This window comes from Paraburkholderia sp. Tr-20389 (assembly GCF_017104565.1).
GTDB lineage: Bacteria > Pseudomonadota > Gammaproteobacteria > Burkholderiales > Burkholderiaceae > Paraburkholderia.
The window spans coordinates 1-249 of the sequence record NZ_JAAGPD010000128.1 but is presented as its reverse complement, the minus strand read 5'-3'; the positions used below and the strand labels follow the sequence as shown (position 1 = coordinate 249).

Annotated in this window: 1 pseudogene; it reads right to left on the bottom strand. The window is 73.5% G+C overall.

Annotated elements, in window-relative coordinates:
- Window positions 1-249 (bottom strand): annotated as a pseudogene (locus G3N95_RS40435) (adhesin); the annotation flags it as partial.

Sequence of the window (249 nt, the reverse complement as noted above, 5' to 3'; positions counted from 1 at the left end):
CTGCGCCCGCTGCGCCCACCGACACTTCACCGCCTGCTGCCGTCGCCGCTGCGATTGCCGTGCCGCCGACCGGCGTGAAGCCCGCCGTGGCCAGCGTCGCCGAGTTCGCCACCGAGTTCGAGCCCAGCGCCACCGAGTTCGCCGTCGTCGCCGACGCGCCATTACCCATCGCGACCGCATTCGATGCGCTCGCCACCGATGCCGGACCCGCCGCCACGCTGTTCGCACCCGTCGCCACCGAGTCCGCCA